This is a genomic window from Companilactobacillus baiquanensis, assembly GCF_003946605.1.
Lineage (GTDB): Bacteria > Bacillota > Bacilli > Lactobacillales > Lactobacillaceae > Companilactobacillus > Companilactobacillus baiquanensis.
The window spans coordinates 65,278-84,350 of record NZ_RHOQ01000005.1 but is presented as its reverse complement, the minus strand read 5'-3'; the positions used below and the strand labels follow the sequence as shown (position 1 = coordinate 84,350).

The window sequence follows — 19,073 nt, the reverse complement described above, 5'->3', positions numbered from 1 at the left end:
TTATGTGTTACTTTCAATTTAATTATAACAGAATTCACTTCACAGCTATGATAAAACCACTGGATAATCTGGTCAACACTATAAATATCGAAGATTGTACACAATTCTAAGTTAAATCATCAATTTTATCCATGATAACTTCATGTTGAATTGGATTACCATTAACTAACTTTAAGAATCCTTCATTTTCTAAATTATTAATAATTTTTTTAACATTATTTTTTTTATATTTCTTTGAATCATCTCTATAAAGCATATTAATTAATTCAGTGTCTTTAATACCAAGAGGAGTATCAATACTGAATAATTTTGATTGAACAAATATGAATAGGACATCGGAAATAACACCATTGTTCGCAAAATGGGCATTAATTATCTGTCCATATGAATTCAGCATACTCTGAAGTTCAGTCATTTTATCTAAGGCAGTTTCTTGACCGTAAATAATTATCTGCATCATTGATTCAATAAAATAAGTCAGTTCAGCATAATTTTCGTATTTATCCGCATCAGCAAAAGATTGATAATATAACTTTTCGTGATCTTGAATTGATTTAGATATAGAGAGCGCTGTAAAAGTATCAATTTTTTTAATTAAGTATTGAGTTAACAAATATCTCCCCATCCTTCCATTGCCATCATAAAAAGGATGAGTGTTTTCAAACATAAAATGAGTAACAATGGCTTTTTCTACAATGGGAAATTCATCATTGTTCATAAAGCTTATTAGTGACGTCAATTTTGACTTAATTGTGTTTTCAGAAATAGGCGGACGATGCACTATTTTCGAATTATCTGAAGTTCCTATAGTAACCGAGCTGTTCCTAAACAGCTCCCCATCAGGTAGTTTATTTTGAGGAATTTCTCCTGAAGTTAATTCATCATATATTTTACGATAATCTTTCAATTCACTTATAGTAATTCGTGGTTCATTTAAAATTCCTAAATATTTTTTAACGGTCGAAACTAATCTAGGCTGCTTGGGTATTATATTGCTCTGAAGGCTATCGACGATAGTGCTGATGTCATGCCTATTTGTTTTTACTTGTTCAATTTCATTACTAGAATTTATTTCATTAGATAGAAGTGAACTAATGTAATTATTTTTTGCGATGTCTGGTAATGAATTACTCAATTTCAAAATATCAGCAGAGTTTTTAAATATTTTTGAATTAAGCTGTGCCATTTTAAATGTTTCTATAAAAAAAATGGGTAAATCATTATGCTGAGATTCTGACCGTGATGATAATAACGGAAAAAGATTAGTTAGTGCAGCAGATGGACTATCAATTCTTTTTTTATATTCTTTATCAACATCAATCATTGAATCTCTACTACTCATATATTTGAGAATTGATAATGGTTTATTTATCATAACCTATTCCTCCAAAAGTGCAATTTATTGAAATATGATATACATTTTCACATTACATTTCAATTTTATGCCCTTATATTAAAATGTAAAGAGATAATTACACTTACATTTTGATTTTACCCCCAAATATTAAAATGTGATGTAGATATTAGACTCACATTTACATTTTATATTCAAATGCTGAAATGTGATGTATATTTTGCATACGCTTTTTGGGATATCATTTCCCAATTTTGAATCATATAGTCCATATTAATCACGAAATCGATTAACATCGTCCTTTATTATTGAACCGTATTTGAACATACAAAAAGTGCTTCATAATTGTCAGACAAAAAACTAACAATTATGAAGCACTTTTAAAATCCATATTTTAAGAAATAAATTTTATTTCTAACTTATTCCCACTCAATAGTTGCTGGTGGCTTAGAAGTAGTATCATACACTACACGATTGACATGATCAACTTCGTTTACGATTCTTACTGAGATCTTTTGAAGTACATCCCAATCAATTTTAGCGAAGTCTGCTGTCATACCATCAATTGAGGTAACGGCACGGATTCCGATCGTATAATCGTATGTTCTACCATCACCCATAACACCGACACTTCTAAAGCCTGGTAATACTGTAAAGTATTGCCAGATTTCTTTATCTAAGCCGGCTTTTTTGATTTCGTCACGCAAAATGTAATCTGAGTCACGAACGATCTTAAGCTTTTCTTCGGTAACTTCACCGATAACACGGATTCCAAGACCTGGGCCTGGGAATGGCTGACGCCATACTAAGTCATGCGGCATACCGAGTTTTTCACCTAACTCACGGGTTTCATCTTTGAACAATGTTCTCAATGGCTCGATCAACTTAAACTGCATATCTTCTGGAAGTCCACCAACATTATGATGAGACTTGATTGTTTGAGCAGTACTTGTACCACTTTCGATAACGTCTGTATAAAGTGTTCCTTGAGCTAAGAAGTCGATTCCATGCAACTTAGTAGCCTCTTCGTCAAACACTTGGATAAATTCGTTACCGATGATCTTACGTTTCTTTTCAGGGTCAGAAACTCCAGCTAATTTGTCCAAGAAGCGTTTTTGAGCATCAACTTTAACGATGTTCAAACCAAACTTACCTTCTAGACTTTCCATAACTTGGTCAGCTTCACCTTTACGTAAAAGACCATGATCAACGAAGATACTTGTTAATTGTGTTCCGATTGCTTTATGCAACAAAACACCAACAACAGATGAATCAACACCACCAGAAAGTCCTAAAAGAACCTTCTTGTCACCAACAGTTGCACGAATTTTTTCGATTTGTTGGTTAATGAAATCATCCATTGTCCAGTTAGATTCAGCACCACAAACGTCAAAAGCAAAGTGCTTCAAAATATCCATACCAAATTCAGTATTTCTAACTTCTGTATGGAATTGAACACCGTACATTTTACGTTTATCATCAGCAATTGATGAAATTGGTGCATTTTTACTTGTAGCAGTAACTTTGAAGCCGGTTGGTGCTTCGCGAACTAAGTCACCATGACTCATCCAAACATATTGTTTGCTTGGTAAATCTTTGAAAAGAACGGCATCTTTTTCAGTTACTTCAATATCAGCTTTTCCGTATTCACGGTTATTGGCTGATTCTACCTTACCACCCAAGTTGTAAGCCATTAATTGCATACCATAACAAATACCAAGCATAGGAATGCCTAGTTCGTAGATATCTTGGTCAATAGAAAAGGCTTCTTTATCATAAACGGAGTTTGGTCCACCTGATAAAATAATACCTTTTGGATTAATTTCTTTAATTTCAGCGGCAGTGATTGTGTTTGGAAGCAATTCAGAGTAAATACCAATATCTCTGATTCGACGAGTGATCAATTGATTGTATTGACTACCGTAATCCAAAACAATGATGCTGTCTGCATCTGGCCATTGTTTGTTCAAATCCAATTTCCCCCTAGTTTAATTTATTTTATTGTATCTAAAATACTACTCTGTGTCACTTTTTCCTAATATTTACGCAAATAAATTTTATCGATCTGATGATCATCAGACTTATGTAATATCAAATCGGCGCGAGTTCTAGTCGGCCGAATATAGTTTAAAAGATTTGGATAGTTGATGTTTTGCCAAACATCCTTTGCCATTTGCAGTGATTCCTTTTCAGGAAGTTGTGTAAATTGATAGTAATAACTATTCGGGTCATTTCTAGCTAAACTCAACAAAGTTTCAAATCGATTTAAGAACCACTCTTCAATATTTTTTACATCTGCATCTATATAGATAGAAAAATCAAAAAAGTCACTCATAAAAATTTTCGTATTCTCTGTCAATTGTAAGGCATTAATACCTTCAACGATCAAAATATCGGGACTATTTATTTCTTCAAACTTATCAGGAATAATATCGTAAATATTGTGTGAGTATAGTGGATAACGAATTGGACCTGACTGGGTTTTAACATCACTCAAGAATTTCAAAAGTTTTGGCATGTCATAAGTTTGCGGAAAACCTTTTTTATCCATTAAACCTTTTTCTTTTAAAACTTTACTTGGATATAAAAAACCATCAGTCGTCATTTGTGCGACATTATATTGCGGATAGGCTCTCTCCAGCATAATTTTTAATAATCGAGCTGTGGTACTCTTACCAACTGCAACTGATCCAGAAACTCCTATAATGAAGGGAACTTTTTTATTAGGATGATCTAAAAAGTCATTCTTTAGTTTAGTTAATTTACGATAATTCTTCAAATAGATATGAAGTAGATGGCGAACTGGAGCATAGACTGACCTAACGTCTGTAATCGAGATCTCATCATCTAAAGATTTAATCTTGCGTAATTCACTGTTAGTGATAGCCTGTTTATTATATTCACCATGGAAGTGCTTCCATTCCTCACGAGAAAATTCGTTATAGTTCGACAATTCTTTCATAATTTATGAACCTACTTATCATAATAGTTAATTAACTTTTACCATTTTTCTGGTATTCTAGTATAGTATAGAACATTTTTTAGAAGGAACATATATGAAAAAAATAGTATTATTTGGAGATTCGATTTTTGCTGGTTATTCAGATGGAAAAATGACTGACGCTTTAACTGACCGCATTAGTAAACATTTCCCCCATGATAAAATAATCAATTTATCGATCCCGGGTTATAAAACTAGCAATGCCGTTTCCAATATCGACCAAAATATTTTAAACTTGCATCCCGATTTATTAATTCTAGGTTTTGGCGCTAACGATATTTCTACTACTGATGAAATCAAACCTGGCAAATTTGCCTCTAATCTCTCAACTATCATCGATGCTGTTGGTAAGGATAAAATCGTTTTACTCTCACCACCATATACAGATTGGCACAGACTGCCAAATCATCCCTGGACGAGACAACTGCAATTTGACCTTGTCACTGAACATCTTGGTAAAGAGCTCAATTTGACATACATCGACTTACTTCATGAAATGTCTAAGTCAGCTGAAGTTCAGAATTTTTTACAGACAGATGGTTTGCACTTCACTAGCAAAGGCTATAATCTTTTAGAAGAATTATTGGTACCAAAAATTAAACTGACACTAGCTAAACAGTCTGAGCTAGTCTCTAATTAAGGAGCACTGTATGAATTTAAATATTCCACAAAAATATTTTATTTTATCGTGCAACGAAAAGGGCAGCATTCGTATTTTTAAAAACACGAGACGTCGTGCTTATTTAGCCGCAAGTTCCTTTTTTGATTTGGCTTTAAATGACATTATTGATTTGACCGACAACAGCGTTATCATCAATAAAGTTTTGCCTGATGATAAAACATATCTTAATGAGTTTTTCCAGATCATCAACCGTAATCAGGGTAAGAGTGTGACACACGTACTCCGAGCTATGGCTACTAAGGAAAAAATCACTAAACAAATTTACAATCAAATTGGTGATTCACTAGTTACAAAAGTTGACGTGACTAAAGCTACTACTGGTATGGTTTTTAAAACTAACAACTATATTCCTGACATCCGTGTTAAACAAGAATTAGTCTCTGAAGTCAGAAAAGAAATCTTAACAGCCGACAAAATTTCTCCAGAAACTTTTGCCTTATTAGTTGTACTCTATGGAAATCATGATTTAAAAACTTATTTCTCTGCCTTTGAACAAAAACAGATCAAAACTAAGCTTGAAAAGTCTAAAGATGATCCAACTTACGAAAAATTATTAGAATTATCAAAAAGATTAAGCAGAGTTATTTTAACTTTATTGAGTTAATCTATATTTTTCAGAAAAACTTAAATAATTTTCAATCCTTTTTTGGTGGTACTATCTACTTGGAAGCATTACTATGGAGGATCGAATTGAACAAAGTAATTTTATCAACTATTGCCACAGTTCTTTTAATTGCTTTTATCCCTATAACATCATTACTATCATCAGATCTTGCTATTAGAAATCGTGTTTTTAATGAAACTACATCGATTTTAAAAGAGACTAATTCTGAAAAATATGGTTATGATGATAAAAGTAAGCACTTCTTAAAATATCATCCTTATCTGGCTCTTAAAAAAATCACCAATGATCAAGGCACTGATAATCAAGGTGAATATTTCATTGGCCAAACAAACGATGACAAAATGGTTCAAATTTATATCAAATTCATTTCACCCAATAATCGTATGGATGATTATAATCCCGTTCTAAGAGTAAATAAAATCAAAGTAATTTAACAAAAAAAACAGTCCCAGTAATCCAAAATCGGATTACTAAGACTGTTTTTTACTTAGAGTAATATTCTTCAGGTACTCTTTGTAGCAACTCTGACAATTCGCCAATAGCGATAATTGTAAGTTTATGCATAGCACGAGAAGCAATTGTATAAACTAATTGTTGTTCATCTTCATCAAATTTCTTTTCAGAAGCATCCCACATAATAACGGCATCAAACTCCAAACCCTTTGCCAAGTATGATGGTAAAACAATCGTACCTGTGGCAAGTCGTTGATTTTCAGATTTGATCCAAGTGGATTCAACTCCATGCTCTAACAGCATCTTTTGAACACATTTTGATTCTTCTAAACTCTTAGTAATGATTGCTGTTGTGAATTTACGTTGATCATTTTCTTTCAACTGTTCAACAACATTATCCATAGCCTGTGCTTCATCATTTGAAATCAGCACATTTGGCAGATCACCATCACGATTGAATGGTTCGATCTTTTGTCCATTAGTCAAAATGGCTTTGGTATAATCTGTAATTTGTTTAGTCGAACGGTAAGAATGAGTCAACTGAACTACCCTTGTATCATCAGGATCAAATAATCCCTGCACTTCGGATAATAATGTTTGACTATTCTTCTTAGTAAAGATCGACTGATTCAGATCACCTAGCATAGTATAACGAGCTCTAGGGAATTTATATTTCAAATATGCTAACTGGAATGGTGTATAATCTTGAATTTCATCGATAAAGACAAACTTCATATCAAGTTCCCCATGCTTACCAGTAACCAAATCATATAAATATAAGTAAGGACTTAAATTATCCATAGAAATTTGTTTGTCATTAAACATTTCGATAAAGTCTTCAACATATGCCTTCCACTGATCATCTGTAATTCCATATTTCGATAGATCAGTAATCTTTGGCACAGCTCTTAAAAAGTTCAAGTAATTAGTCGAAACGCTCAAAAATCTCAAATGAGTAATTTGGCTATAAACTTTTTGCATTGCTGCCATAACTATCTTGCGGGCTAAAAATTTATGTTCTTCATCACCATTTTTAAATTCTTGATCAGCAGTGTTGTAAAGCATTTTTAGTTGTTCCTGACTCAAATTCTCGATCTGTTCTTCGACCCACTTTGAACGCATTTCAGAACCAACTTTACGACGAAGCATTTTTTGAAGTCGTTCTACTGTGGCATCTAGGCGATTTCCTAAATTATATTGTGGTCCAAAACTATAATAAATTTCTGCGATCCGCTCTTTAGAAATAAAAACGTTGCCTTTAAACTTAATATTTTTAAAACTAACACCACTCTCATTCAAAAGTTGTCCATAATTAGTTAAAATCTTGAAAAATTCAATATCTGAGACAAATTTTGAAATATTCTTATTAGCGGGATTATCTTGTTTTTCAAATCTTTGTGAGAGGCTTTCCATAGATATGTTTGGTAAACGTCGTGCTAAATATTGACCATATGTCATCTGAACCATATTTTGTTCACCCATTTCAGGCAAAACGTTTTGGATATAGTCATTGAATAACATATTAGGCGAAAACATAACAACTTGGCTTGATGTCAAAGTTCCACGATATCTGTATAGTAAAAAGGCAATTCGCTGTAAAATAGCCGAGGTCTTACCTGATCCAGCTGCTCCTTGAACAAATAGTAATCGTGACTTAGTATCACGAATGATCTTATTTTGTTCAGCCTGAATAGTTTTAACGATCCCCTTCATATGAGTAGATGATTTACCATCCAAAACTTCCAAAAGCATTTGATCGCCAATCGTCTCTTGGGTATCAAAATAGGCTTGAATCTTACCATTTTCAACTAAGAATTGGCGTTTTAAGAACAATTCAACTTGTTGCAAACCATCTGGTGTTTGATATTCAACATCACCAAGTTTTCCATCATAATAAATAGACGAAATCGGTGCTCTCCAGTCATACACTAAAAAATGATCGGCTTTATCAGTAAATGAGGTCAAACCAATATAAATTTTTTCTTTTTTAGGTTCACCTTTTTCTTGAAAATCCAATCTAGCAAAGAAAGGTGTCTTTTCAAGGCGCTTTAAAACTCCTAAACGTTGTTGTGATTGGTGCCAACTATTATTACGCTCATCGAGCATTTGTTGCTGTGCGTGGATCGACAAGGCAGCATCCATTGAAATAGCATCGCCATCCATACCAACATGAATATCATCAAAAGCATCATTGATAACCTTTAAATCTTCTTCTGCTACATCTATATGTTCTTTTAACTTCTTCTCGGAAGTTTTGATTTTTTCAACCACATCATCTAAATGTGCTTGTTCTATTTGTTTTTCATCTAATTGCTTAATTTCAGATTTTTCTGTCATATTAACCTCGAAATTTTTAGTTATATTATATTACCATTTTTATAAACAGAATTCAAAAATAGAGACTTATCAATCCGTTGGTATAACAAGAATTTGGGCAATAAAAATCCTTTTTATTTTGTTAACTAATTTGGCATATTTCTACTAATAATTTGCTATAATTTAGCCACCAAATTAAATACGGAGATGGATCATATGCAATCACAAATTTATCCATATATTGCTTTTAAAAACGCTAAAGAGGCTATTGAATACTATCAAGAAGTCTTCGGTGCTACTGAAGTCTATCGTTTAAGTCCTAAACCTGAACAAGCTAAACAATTTGGAATCCCTGACGGTGTTGATCTAGATAATTTAACGATGCATGCTGGATTCACTATCCTAGGTATGAAAATCGAATGTTCCGATGCTTTTAACGGAAACGCCGAACCATCAGGACAAGTTTCATTACTACTTGATATCAATAATGAAGATCCAGAGAGTGTAAAAGCAACTGATAATTTTTATGAAAACTTGGAAAAATCTGATGAAGTAAATATCACCATGCCTTTTGAAGAACAATTCTGGGGTGGAAAAATGGGTGGTTTCACTGATAAATATGGTATCCAATGGATGTTGCATACCTCACCTTGGTCAGAAAGTGTAGATCATAGTTAGTGATATTTAAATCAGAGCGTGCCATAAGGCGGAGATCTCCGCCTTATGGCACGCGTTTTAATAAATAAAAATCGTAGATTGTTGTAAAAACTACTGGACAAAGTCCAATAAATAATTATAATGGACATTGTCCAGTAAAGGAGATTTATAATATGCTTTCACAAAAAGAGATCAACGAGATTCGTTCATTTAATCGTAAATATACTGATCAATTAGGATTATTGAATAAACAAGTATTCAACACCGGTTTTAGTTTTCAGGAATCACGAGTTTTATTAGAAATTGGCAGTCATAGCAGTCTGTCGCCTATGGAAGTTGCTAAAAATTTAGATATGGATGCTAGCTACACTAGTCGCATCATCAACAAGCTGGTTAAATTAAAATTAGTTACTAAACATGAGTCAAAAGAAGATGCCCGATCTAAGATTCTATTACTAACAAAATCAGGACAGGAACTATTTGACCGAATTGATGATGATTCTAATAAACAAATTCAGCACCTTGTATCCAATATCCCTGCTCAAAAGCAAAAAGAACTTTATAAATCACTAACTACGGCCTACGATATTTTATTTAAAAACGAAAGTGAGAATTAATCATGTGGGAAATTAAAAAATTTAAGGAACTATCAACTAAAGAACTATTCGATATTTATAAATTACGTCAAAAAGTTTTTGTCCTTGAACAAACTAGACTTTATAAAGAAGTCGATGATATTGACCTTGAAGCATTTCATATCTTCAAATACCTCGATGACGAATTAGTTGCTTACGCCAGAGTTTTTAAAGAAGACGACCATATCAGTTTTGGACGCGTTGTAACTGATAATTCACATCGTGGATCTGGATTAGGAAAATCGTTAATGCATGAAGTTCTAGGATTTATCAAACGTAATTTCCCTGGCTCTAGAATTGAGATAGAAGCTCAATCCTATGTTCAAGAGTTTTATGAGAAATTTAATTTCACACGAGTTGGTGATGAATTTTTGTTCAATACTACACCGCATGTAAAAATGATTTTGCAGATGTAAAAAGAGCGCGCTATAAGGCGGTTAGAGACTGATCATAGCCTAAAACGACGAATAATTGTGCACTTTCAATTGTTCGTCGTTTGTAGCTGTGTTCAGTCTCTGCCTTATAGCGCGCGTTTCAATAATTTATAATACACAATAAAAAACAGGCGCAATAATCTGAGATATCGGATTACTGCGCCTGTCTGCCGTACTACATATTTTCATTCAATTTTAAAGAACTTACCCTATTCAATAATTCTGCCTTATTTTCATCTACATTAGAATTCAGCAAAAACATATCGATCAAGTAGTTCATAAATAAATTCAACGCTTGGTCTGAATCATCGTAATAACCATTAAGTACCTGATTACACATACCTATATGAAGAGCATAAATTCCACTGATCAAATACTTAGCTTGTTTTTCACTAATATATCCTGCACCAACTTCTGGATCTAATAAAACTTTATCTCTTTGTTTCATATCTCTGTTGTATACAAGGTTATATACGTCATCTTCTTTAGAAAACTCATCACTTGGAAAATACTCAAAGTATTTATCAATATAACTCAAGATATTATCAGAATTACTAGACTCAAAAACTTCTGTATAAACTTGTGGATTTCTAAATGAATATTTAGCATACTCACGCCATATGAGAAGAAATCTATCTATTAAGTTTAAATCCATATTATATAAAGACCTTATCGAATAAAAATAAGGTTTTATATTATCTAATAGTGATAATGCCTTAAGTTGATCCAAATTCTCAAAATAGTTATACAGTGTTGCACTATTATATCCCGCTTTATCAGAAATTTTACGGATCGTCAGTTGATCCATTCCTTCTTCTTTAATAAGATCCTGACAAGCAGTAATAAAGTAACTATACATTCTCTGACGCTGAATTTCCTTATTATTCATAGTCACGTACCTTTCTATAAAAAATATATTAACATATTCAAATTACTTGGAAACGTTTGCATATATCCTATTGATTATATTTAACCACGTTGATATAATCTAATCAAGCGATTATATTTTATTCACTAGTTATAACAAACTCTGTAAAAATTAAAATTTATAGGAGAATAACTATGTTACGTATTTCAGAAGACCAAGTAAAAGAAACATTATCAGTAAAAAAAGCTATCTCAACAATTGAAGATGCCTATCGAGATAACGTTGCCGGAACATTTTATTCAGGTGATCGTATTTTCATGCCAGTAAACGGAAAAGAAAACGTCGGACAATGGTTAGTAGCCAATACAGAGACACAGCCTCATTTTGGTTCAAAATTTTCAGCTGTTTTCCCAGGCAATCGTTCTAAAGGGTTACCTAGTGTAATTTCTACGATCAGTCTCTACTCACGTGAAACTGGAGTCCTTGAAGCTTTAATTGACGCTAATTACTTAACAGCTATCAAAACAGGTTCCAATGCTGGTGTAGCCACAAACTTATATGCGCGAAAAAATGCACATGTATTAGGAATCATTGGTACAGGACTTCAGGCCTATTCTCAAATATTAGCTATTCAAGAAGTTCGTGAAATAAAAAAGCTTATTGTTAGTGATATTGATAAAGATCGTGTTAAAGAGTTTATTGGTATGATCGAAAAGGTAAAGAATACTGATTACGAAATAGTAGAAGCCAAATCTAATGACGAACTAGTTAAAGAATCAGATATCATTTGTACTTGTACAACTGCACATACGCCGGTATTTGATGGAAATAATATAAAACCTGGAACACATATTAATGCAATTGGTTCATTTACATCATTCATGCAAGAGATTGATTCAACAACCGTAAAAAGAGCAAATAAAATTGTCACAGAACATATGGATGGACTATGAGAAGCTGCTGGTGATATCTTAATTCCGCTTAAGAACGGTGAAATATCCAAAGATGACGTTACAGGTACTATCGGAGAAGCTCTTGTTGGCAAGATCAAGCGACGTGAAAATGATGAAGAAATAACTTTGAATGAAAGCGTTGGTTCAGGAGTTTTAGACATTGCACTAGCAATCATGATTTATGAGAAAGCTAAAAAATAAAGCTATAAAAAAATCATTCCAATTAATGGGATGATTTTTTTGTCTCTATTTTTAATAAACAATAATAAAAAGTTATACTAATTACTCTTCTGTACACGTCTATCTTTTGATCTTGGTAGAATAATTGAAATGAGAAATCCTAGTCCTGCACCAACAAAAACACTTAATTGATTAATAGCTTCAAATCCATGAATGTAACCTAACATTGTAATAATAATAGCTATAATTGTGGCAATATAAGCATTCTTATTTATACCAGCGTAGCGATTATATTTCTTAGGATTTACTTTGTCTAAATATAAACTGTCTAAATCTAATTTTCTTTTATCGATTACAAAGTAGTAAGCAAGCATGACTCCAACAACAGGTCCTAACATTACGCCGATCATATTCATAAAGGCCATAACTCCACCATTACCTGTCATTGTTTTCCAAGGGATCAATATGAATGCAATAATTGCAGATGTTATCATACCTGTCTTATATGAAAAACGTTTAGGGAACAACGCTATAAGTTGATAAGTAGCAGACAATCCATTACTCAAAACATTAGCTGATACTGTTGCCATAAGTAAAACAATAATTCCGCCAATGATAGCAAAAGGTTGACTCCAATGACGCATAATAGACAAAATTCCAAACTGTTGGAAATCGGCCCAATTAGTAACACCATAACGTAAAGCCCCACCGGCCAAAATAATAACACTAGAAAAGGCAAAAATGAGATATCCGACTCCAAATCCCAAAGTCATTCCAGTAGATTGAGCCCTATTTGATTTAGCATTCTTCGTATAATCAGCCACATTAACAGCTGGTGATGACCAAAAACCTAACAATGAGTTAAAAATCATAAAATAAACTAAAATTGTAGGGTAACTATAAGATAAATTCTTTGGAGGCGTAAAAGACAATATATTACCAAACCCTCCAGCAGCATTTAAAGCCCAGATCGCCGCTCCGATAAAAAAGATGTAAATCAAAGGATTCAAGATGACATTAAATTTATTAATTAAGTTACTTCCACCCAATCCTATCAATAAAGTAAATACCCAATACAATATAAAACTTATTAAATTAGGCAAATTTATTCCTATAAAATTAAAGTTCCCCCCTAATGATTCAAAAGAAGGCCAGATCACAGCAATCAAAATATATAATGCACGAGACCCAGTATAAATCTGTAAACTAAACCAAGCTAACCCTGAAAAAATACCACGCAAAATACCAGGAAGCTTAGCACCACGATCACCATAAACAGACTTTAAGTGCATAGAACCAGGAATACCATACTTGGATCCAGCACGACCATTTAAGGTGTCCATATAAGCCGAAAAAATAAAACTTAAAAAAATGGCCAAAATGATATGTTTCATGGGTGCTCCCAATAGTAGAAATCCTGCAACAGTCGCATACGTTGCGATATTATGAATTCCACCCATCCACAAAGTAAAGTAATTTCCAAAACCCATAGTTCTTTTATCTTCGCGTAAAGGTAGCATTTCTTCATTAGATTGTGCATCCGCATATTCTTTATATTTCTCATCGGAAATATGATATATATCAGTCTGCTCTACCGTCTTTGACATAAATATTCTCCTTAATCATGGTCAACAAACTCTGCAAAGTTATTTGATAATCAAATGATTATTTTTTATGACAAGCGATTATCCACAGTTTAACATATAATTTTATTTTGTTATATATAAATATAGAAGTAATTTTAATCTTTTAATTTACGTAAAAAAAAATAGAGCATCCCCATTGGAATTGCTCTATCTTTAAACCTTATTCCACCATAGCTAATCCATCTGAATCAACGATCTTGATCTTCGAATTAGTTTGTTTTTCAATCAATCCTTGTTTCTCTAAAGATGTCAACTTACGACTAATGGTCTCTGGAGTAGTTCCCAGATAAGTTGCAATATCCTTTTTCTTTAAAGGTAGCTCAAATTGTTCTTGTTTCAATCCGGCTCCTGTTTCTAGTAAATAGTTGGCAAGTCTACCCTCAACACTAGAAACTGCAGATTCAGTTGTCTGTTGTTCCATTTTTACTAGCCTTTTTCCAAAAGCATTCATCATGTTCAATGCTAAATCTGGTGAGGATTTCATCATATTTTGAAAATCTGAACGATGAATTTGACATACATTAGTTTCCATCAAAGCTTGAGCAAAACTTGTTCTATCTTTAGAAGTAAACAAAGCTGCCTCGCCATCAAAATCTCCAGTTTGAAGAACTCGCAACATTTGTTCACGGCCATTCGCAGCTATTTGAAAAACCTTAGCCTGACCATGAGCTACGATCGTTAAAGTATCAGCTGGATCTCCGGCTGAAAAGATATATTCTCCAGCTTTAAAATGGCGATCCGATACTAATGTAGAAATCTTTGCCAAATCTTCTTCTGGTAGTGATTGAAAAATCGTTACTAGATCTAAGCAGTCATCTGTTTCTTCATCATGATGTCCGTGAACTTCTGTCATTTGTATCTCCTACTTTCTATTTTTGATTTTTTGAAACGAGTTCCAGAAGGACAGACCTCTGCGCTCTTCTGAAACGAGCAAAATGAGACAGCTTCCTGCGCTTACTACGAACAACGAGTATGGCATAGGGCGCCATACTCGTTGTTCTAGGTAATGCTCAGAAGCTAAGCGCCTCATTTTGCTCTCTAATCTTCATCCTCATCATCGTCATCTTCAAATCCTTCTTTGGCACTATTACCAAGTAAGGCTTGATAGATACGGATTTGATGATTATTCCAGCCTAGTAATTCTACTAATACTTGGGCCATGAATGGACGTTCTTCGTTTTCTGCTAACTTGATTGCTCTTGTTACAAACATATTATCAGTTACAAAGTCATTTACAACTGTTTGGATCATTGCTTCTGCATCCAAGTATTTGTTTGCACCATTTTCTTCGATCATTGTGTAATCTGAATATTCTTTCATTGTTGATGGTGGTAATTCACCTTCATCTAACAATTGATCGGCTACTTTGTCGAACCAAGCATTGTTTTCGTCGATAGTGTCATTCAATACTGACTTATAGTTTTCAGCATTTGGTCCTTTAACAAACCATTTTAATTGATGTAGCTTAATGTTGATGTATGCGTGGTTTGAAACGATATGACCAGTCATCGCACCGGCGGTTGGTTTATGATGATCTGCATCGGCTTGTTTTTGTTCTGCTTCAAACTTTTCGTCAATTGTTAATTCTGTCATTATGCAACTTCCTTTGTCTTGATTTTCTTAACTTCATAGCCTAATTCAGTGATAACTTTACCTAGATCTTCACCTGTAACTTTTGATTCATCAATGTTAGCTTTTACTTTACCTGCATTGAACATTACTTTTACATCTGAAACTCCGTCTTGATTTGAAACTGCTTTTTGAATTTTTGTCATACATGATGGACATGTTAATTCGCCTAATTGTAATACTACTTTTGCCATATTTATGTTCCTCCTAAATATCTTTATCTATCTTACAAATCATATAATAGTCTGTTTTATGCTGTCTCGACTTGATTTACATCAAGTTTTGGAGATTTATTGAAAGTTTTTATTCTTAGTAGTCTCATAGCGTTAAAGATAACAACTAAGATACTGAATTCATGGACAAACATTCCACTTGCCATATGAATAACTCCGACTAATAAACCTAATAACAATAGTGCTACTGTTCCTACCGCAATAATGATATTTTCTTTTGTATTAGCAACTGTTTTCTTAGCTAGTACATAGGCATGTGCCAAAGCGTCAAAACTTGATTTAACTAATACGACATCAGCTGTTTCGATAGCAACGTCTGTACCTGTACCCATACCAATTCCGATATCGGCTGTTGCAAGTGATGGTGAATCATTAATACCATCTCCAACAAAGGCTACGTGATGACCTTCATCAGTAAATTTCTTAACAAAATCAACTTTTTGTTCTGGTAGTAATTCAGCGTGAACTTCATCAACAGGTAATCTATCTGCTACATGTTGAGCTGCCAATTTGTTATCACCAGTAAGCATTACAACACGTTTGATTCCGGCTTTCTTTAGAGCTGTTAAACCTTCAAAAGCATCTGGTCTTAATTGATCATTAACACCAACAACTAATTTCAATTCTTTGTTAACGGCTAGAAGTACGATCGAATCACCTTGATTTACACGATCATTCATAGCTTGTCTTGCATCTTTTGAAATTTCAACATTATTAGCTTTCATTAAACGTTCATTACCAACTAAAATGTCTCCATCATTACTTTGTAAACCTTGACCTTTAACAGTATCAAGTTCTGGAAGATCTTTTGTTGCAGTAACATTTTCTGCTTCGATATATTTAACGATGGCACGTCCTAGTGGATGGTCTGACGTACCTTCAACGGCTGAAAGTAATGCCATATCTGATTCTTTATCAGTTCCAAAATGAGATAGTTTTGTGACACTCATTTGACCAGTTGTTAAAGTACCAGTTTTATCAAGTACCAATGTATCAACTTTAGAGAAGGTATTTACGGCGTTTCCACCTTTCATTAAAATACCATTTTTAGCACCGTTACCAATTCCGGCAACGTTTGAAACTGGGGCACCGATTACTAAAGCACCTGGGCATCCTAGAACTAGGACAGTGATAGCTAATGGGAAATCTTGTGTAAAGATCCAAACTAAAATACCAATTATTAAAACTGCAGGTGTGTAATATGTAGCGAATTTATCAATAAATCTAGCGGCTGGAGAAGCACTATCTTGAGCCTCTTCAACAAGTTCAATAATTTTACCAAAGGTAGTATCCTCACCAACTGAAGTTGTTTCAATCGTGATAGTACCATTGTCTGTTAGTGATCCAGCGAAAACTTTGTCGCCAATAGTCTTTTCAACTGGTGTAGATTCACCTGTAATAGATGCTTCATTCATATATCCCTTACCTTCGATGATTTTTCCATCGACTGGGATTTGACCACCTGGTTTAACGATAACGTGGTCGCCTTCGTCAACGTCATCAACGTCAACAGTTTCAATATTTCCATCTTCATCAACAACTTCTGCAGTTGTTGGAGCCATTTTTGTTAAATTCTTAACTGAGGAACGAGTCTTTTGTAAAGTTCTTTGTTCCAAATAACTTCCGAATAAGAATAGGAATGTAACAACAGCTGATTCTTCATATTCACCAATAACGAAAGCTCCGATAACGGCGATCGTTACAAGTAGTTCAATACTAATAACTTTATTCATTAAGGCTGTCCATGCATGTAAGAATACTGGAATGGCACCAATAATACTTGCTATGATCATGGCTGGTGTTGAGATCATCGGTAATTTTAATAAGTAGTCCGAGATTAAACTGATTACGATTAAGATTGCGATTGCCGCAGTCATTTGATTTTGATGTTTCTGAACCCATATATTGAATTTCATATTTTCTTTCCTCCTTAAGCACAAATACATTGTATTAGGTTTTTAGGGGTTTCAACTTGATTGCGGTCAAGTTTTGGAAATAAGTTTAATTATTATTTTTTAAATCAAATACTGATATTAACTAATATATATAGTAGTTAAATATGCCGTCTCCAGAGCTGGAAAAAGAATCACTTGCAGTGCGGAACGGACAGAGCCTGAGAAACGTCTCTGACCTCGGTTTGAAGCCTTGCTTGTTCAGCAAGTCTCCAAACACGCCCGGTGGTGTAGGCGATAAATCGCCAACGCCACTTTCACTGCTAGTGATTCTTTTTTCAGCTCCTCCGACTAGTTTTTTGATTAATTCTTTAAATGTTTCAGATTTTTTAATATGTTTTTCTTTTCTTAATAGGATGAAACTCGAATTATAACTACTTTCTCTAATTAATCCATAACTATAAATGGATTATTAATTAAAAACATTAAAGAATTATTACAAAATAATTGCTATGAAAACTGGACAAGCGATATACTGTTACTCATACACTTGCAGGAGGATAAACTTATATGAAACAAGGAACTACTATTATCACTTTAGATAATGGCTACCACTTATGGACAAATACACAAGGTCACGGAGATATTAAATTACTTTGCTTACACGGTGGACCTGGTGGAACTCACGAATACTGGGAAAACTTTGGAGAAAAGTTAGCTGATCTTGGTGTTCAAGTTACAATGTATGATCAATTGGGTTCATGGTATTCAGACCAACCCGATTACAGTGATCCAAAAATTGCTGAAAAATATCTCACTTATGATTATTTCTTAGAAGAAGTTGAAGAAGTAAGACAAAAACTTGGTTTAGATAACTTCTATCTTATTGGACAATCATGGGGTGGTGCTCTGGTTCAAATGTACGCTGCTAAATATGGCAAACATTTAAAGGGAGCTATTATTTCAAGTATGGTTGATGAGATTGACGATTACGTTAAGAATATCAACAAATGTCGTATGGATGCTTTAGGTCCTGAAAAAGTTAAGTATATGGAGAAAAAAGAAGCTGAAAATGACCTTGATGATGCCACTTATCAAAGTTATGTCGATGTATTAAACGCTGAATATGTCGATCGTAAACAACCAGCTGCTATTTCTCACTTGATCAGCACTATTTCAACCGGTGTTTATAACGTCTTCCAAGGTGACAACGAATTTGTTATCACTGGTAAATTAAAGAACTGGCACTTTAGAGATAGACTTCATGAAATCACTGTACCAACACTTCTAACTTTTGGTGAACATGAAACAATGCCTATTGCGACTGCCAAAATCATGCAAGAAAAAATTCCACATGCTCGTCTTGTTACAACACCAAATGGTGGACATCATCATATGATCGATAATGCCCCAGTTTATTTTGATCATTTGGAACAATTTATTAAAGATGTTGAATCTAATAATTTTAATGACTAATCATTATGACAAAAATAGCTCAGTAATCCGATTTTTTGG

The 19,073-nt window shown here is 33.6% G+C and carries 17 protein-coding genes and 1 pseudogene; 8 read left to right on the top strand and 10 right to left on the bottom strand.

Features of this window, described 5'->3' with window-relative positions:
* Window positions 1-106 precede the first annotated feature (106 nt).
* The 3 genes from EKM77_RS08760 to coaA all read right to left on the bottom strand — a co-directional run bounded on the left by EKM77_RS08760 (window position 107) and on the right by coaA (window position 4,316).
* Complete coding sequence (locus EKM77_RS08760) at window positions 107-1,375, bottom strand: Fic family protein (protein ID WP_125593681.1); 1,269 nt, start codon at window positions 1,373-1,375, stop codon at window positions 107-109.
* 398 nt (window positions 1,376-1,773) lie between these two features.
* On the bottom strand, window positions 1,774-3,324 hold the full coding sequence (guaA, locus tag EKM77_RS08755; RefSeq protein WP_125593680.1) for a glutamine-hydrolyzing GMP synthase: 1,551 nt from the start codon (window positions 3,322-3,324) through the stop codon (window positions 1,774-1,776).
* A gap of 65 nt (window positions 3,325-3,389) precedes the next feature.
* Window positions 3,390-4,316, bottom strand: coding sequence for a type I pantothenate kinase (gene coaA / locus EKM77_RS08750; protein WP_125593679.1), 927 nt, complete (start codon window positions 4,314-4,316; stop codon window positions 3,390-3,392).
* A gap of 94 nt (window positions 4,317-4,410) precedes the next feature.
* Between coaA and EKM77_RS08745 the strand changes: the two genes are divergently transcribed.
* The 3 genes from EKM77_RS08745 (at window position 4,411) to EKM77_RS08735 (ending at window position 6,096) form a co-directional block, all read left to right on the top strand.
* The gene (locus EKM77_RS08745) at window positions 4,411-4,995 is read left to right on the top strand and encodes an SGNH/GDSL hydrolase family protein (protein ID WP_125593678.1); all 585 of its coding nucleotides are present in this window, start codon (window positions 4,411-4,413) and stop codon (window positions 4,993-4,995) included.
* A gap of 10 nt (window positions 4,996-5,005) precedes the next feature.
* Window positions 5,006-5,641 carry a GPP34 family phosphoprotein gene (locus tag EKM77_RS08740; RefSeq protein ID WP_125593677.1) on the top strand — a complete coding sequence of 212 codons (636 nt, stop codon included), beginning with the start codon at window positions 5,006-5,008 and terminating at the stop codon, window positions 5,639-5,641.
* Window positions 5,642-5,727: 86 nt separating this feature from the next.
* Window positions 5,728-6,096 carry a hypothetical protein gene (locus tag EKM77_RS08735; RefSeq protein WP_125593676.1) on the top strand — a complete coding sequence of 123 codons (369 nt, stop codon included), beginning with the start codon at window positions 5,728-5,730 and terminating at the stop codon, window positions 6,094-6,096.
* A 49-nt stretch (window positions 6,097-6,145) separates the two neighbouring features.
* On the opposite strand, the gene helD is transcribed toward EKM77_RS08735, so the two are convergent.
* Complete coding sequence (gene helD / locus EKM77_RS08730) at window positions 6,146-8,452, bottom strand: RNA polymerase recycling motor HelD (RefSeq protein WP_125593675.1); 2,307 nt, start codon at window positions 8,450-8,452, stop codon at window positions 6,146-6,148.
* Window positions 8,453-8,647: 195 nt separating this feature from the next.
* Here helD and EKM77_RS08725 point away from each other — a divergent pair, with 195 nt between their 5' ends.
* From EKM77_RS08725 to EKM77_RS08715, 3 genes are all read left to right on the top strand, one after another.
* Window positions 8,648-9,109 (top strand): VOC family protein, encoded by a 462-nt coding sequence (locus tag EKM77_RS08725; protein WP_125593674.1) that lies wholly within the window; start codon window positions 8,648-8,650, stop codon window positions 9,107-9,109.
* 152 nt (window positions 9,110-9,261) lie between these two features.
* Complete coding sequence (locus EKM77_RS08720; RefSeq protein WP_125593673.1) at window positions 9,262-9,705, top strand: MarR family winged helix-turn-helix transcriptional regulator; 444 nt, start codon at window positions 9,262-9,264, stop codon at window positions 9,703-9,705.
* A 2-nt stretch (window positions 9,706-9,707) separates the two neighbouring features.
* The gene (locus EKM77_RS08715) at window positions 9,708-10,139 is read left to right on the top strand and encodes a GNAT family N-acetyltransferase (protein WP_125593672.1); all 432 of its coding nucleotides are present in this window, start codon (window positions 9,708-9,710) and stop codon (window positions 10,137-10,139) included.
* A gap of 193 nt (window positions 10,140-10,332) precedes the next feature.
* Here EKM77_RS08715 and EKM77_RS08710 read toward each other — a convergent pair whose 3' ends face one another.
* The gene (locus EKM77_RS08710) at window positions 10,333-11,046 is read right to left on the bottom strand and encodes a TetR/AcrR family transcriptional regulator (RefSeq protein WP_125593671.1); all 714 of its coding nucleotides are present in this window, start codon (window positions 11,044-11,046) and stop codon (window positions 10,333-10,335) included.
* 173 nt (window positions 11,047-11,219) lie between these two features.
* On the opposite strand from EKM77_RS08710, the pseudogene EKM77_RS08705 reads away from it, so the two are divergent.
* Window positions 11,220-12,179, top strand: a pseudogene (locus tag EKM77_RS08705) (ornithine cyclodeaminase family protein).
* Window positions 12,180-12,256: 77 nt separating this feature from the next.
* Here EKM77_RS08705 and EKM77_RS08700 read toward each other — a convergent pair.
* The 5 genes from EKM77_RS08700 to EKM77_RS08680 form a co-directional block, all read right to left on the bottom strand.
* Window positions 12,257-13,765: a cytosine permease gene (locus EKM77_RS08700; protein ID WP_125593670.1), complete on the bottom strand. Its 1,509-nt coding sequence runs from the start codon at window positions 13,763-13,765 to the stop codon at window positions 12,257-12,259.
* Window positions 13,766-13,964: 199 nt separating this feature from the next.
* A complete protein-coding gene (locus tag EKM77_RS08695) occupies window positions 13,965-14,657 on the bottom strand; it encodes a Crp/Fnr family transcriptional regulator (protein WP_125593669.1) in 693 nt (230 codons plus the stop codon).
* Window positions 14,658-14,842: 185 nt separating this feature from the next.
* Complete coding sequence (locus EKM77_RS08690; RefSeq protein ID WP_125593668.1) at window positions 14,843-15,397, bottom strand: ferritin-like domain-containing protein; 555 nt, start codon at window positions 15,395-15,397, stop codon at window positions 14,843-14,845.
* Window positions 15,397-15,627: a heavy-metal-associated domain-containing protein gene (locus EKM77_RS08685; RefSeq protein ID WP_125593667.1), complete on the bottom strand. Its 231-nt coding sequence runs from the start codon at window positions 15,625-15,627 to the stop codon at window positions 15,397-15,399. The genes EKM77_RS08690 and EKM77_RS08685 overlap by 1 nt, the downstream gene beginning before the upstream one ends.
* A 56-nt stretch (window positions 15,628-15,683) precedes the next feature.
* Window positions 15,684-17,582, bottom strand: a complete 1,899-nt coding sequence (locus EKM77_RS08680; RefSeq protein WP_125593666.1) for a heavy metal translocating P-type ATPase — start codon at window positions 17,580-17,582, stop codon at window positions 15,684-15,686.
* A 546-nt stretch (window positions 17,583-18,128) separates the two neighbouring features.
* On the opposite strand from EKM77_RS08680, the gene EKM77_RS08675 reads away from it, so the two are divergent.
* Window positions 18,129-19,034 (top strand): proline-specific peptidase family protein, encoded by a 906-nt coding sequence (locus tag EKM77_RS08675; protein WP_125593665.1) that lies wholly within the window; start codon window positions 18,129-18,131, stop codon window positions 19,032-19,034.
* Window positions 19,035-19,073: the final 39 nt, after the last annotated feature.

Bases quoted from the DNA above. Each gene is read 5' to 3' on its own strand.
- coaA (WP_125593679.1), bottom strand. From the start codon at position 4,316: ATGAAAGAATTGTCGAACTATAACGAATTTTCTCGTGAGGAATGGAAG.
- EKM77_RS08720 (WP_125593673.1), top strand. From the start codon at position 9,262: ATGCTTTCACAAAAAGAGATCAACGAGATTCGTTCATTTAATCGTAAA.
- EKM77_RS08710 (WP_125593671.1), bottom strand. From the start codon at position 11,046: ATGAATAATAAGGAAATTCAGCGTCAGAGAATGTATAGTTACTTTATT.
- EKM77_RS08745 (WP_125593678.1), top strand. From the start codon at position 4,411: ATGAAAAAAATAGTATTATTTGGAGATTCGATTTTTGCTGGTTATTCA.
- EKM77_RS08715 (WP_125593672.1), top strand. From the start codon at position 9,708: ATGTGGGAAATTAAAAAATTTAAGGAACTATCAACTAAAGAACTATTC.
- EKM77_RS08675 (WP_125593665.1), top strand. From the start codon at position 18,129: ATGAAACAAGGAACTACTATTATCACTTTAGATAATGGCTACCACTTA.
- EKM77_RS08740 (WP_125593677.1), top strand. From the start codon at position 5,006: ATGAATTTAAATATTCCACAAAAATATTTTATTTTATCGTGCAACGAA.
- EKM77_RS08695 (WP_125593669.1), bottom strand. From the start codon at position 14,657: ATGACAGAAGTTCACGGACATCATGATGAAGAAACAGATGACTGCTTA.
- EKM77_RS08760 (WP_125593681.1), bottom strand. From the start codon at position 1,375: ATGATAAATAAACCATTATCAATTCTCAAATATATGAGTAGTAGAGAT.
- helD (WP_125593675.1), bottom strand. From the start codon at position 8,452: ATGACAGAAAAATCTGAAATTAAGCAATTAGATGAAAAACAAATAGAA.
- EKM77_RS08725 (WP_125593674.1), top strand. From the start codon at position 8,648: ATGCAATCACAAATTTATCCATATATTGCTTTTAAAAACGCTAAAGAG.
- EKM77_RS08690 (WP_125593668.1), bottom strand. From the start codon at position 15,397: ATGACAGAATTAACAATTGACGAAAAGTTTGAAGCAGAACAAAAACAA.
- EKM77_RS08700 (WP_125593670.1), bottom strand. From the start codon at position 13,765: ATGTCAAAGACGGTAGAGCAGACTGATATATATCATATTTCCGATGAG.
- EKM77_RS08680 (WP_125593666.1), bottom strand. From the start codon at position 17,582: ATGAAATTCAATATATGGGTTCAGAAACATCAAAATCAAATGACTGCG.
- EKM77_RS08685 (WP_125593667.1), bottom strand. From the start codon at position 15,627: ATGGCAAAAGTAGTATTACAATTAGGCGAATTAACATGTCCATCATGT.